Annotated in this window: 1 pseudogene; it reads left to right on the top strand. The window is 66.4% G+C overall.

The features are described 5' to 3' along the window. Positions 1-214 (top strand): annotated as a pseudogene (locus EOC06_RS39765) (Flp pilus assembly protein CpaB); the annotation flags it as partial.

The raw sequence follows: 214 nt of genomic DNA, 5'->3' as shown, positions 1-214 counted from the left end.
CGCCAGACGACGCCGCAGATTTCCAATTCGGTGACTATCGAGGTGACGACAGACGGCGCGCAGAAAGTGGCGTTGGCCCGCACCGTCGGCACCTTGTCCCTGTCGCTTCGATCCGCCAGCGAAGGCGGTGACGGCAAGAACGGCGTCACCACCATCTCCTCCTTCGGCGGATCGGTCGCCTCGGATGTGCAGGCCGCGGCCGGCTCGGTGTTCG

The organism is Mesorhizobium sp. M7A.F.Ca.MR.362.00.0.0, assembly GCF_004023175.1.
Lineage (GTDB): Bacteria > Pseudomonadota > Alphaproteobacteria > Rhizobiales > Rhizobiaceae > Mesorhizobium.
Note: the sequence above shows the minus strand (reverse complement) of the source record. Positions and strands in the feature narration are given on the sequence as shown.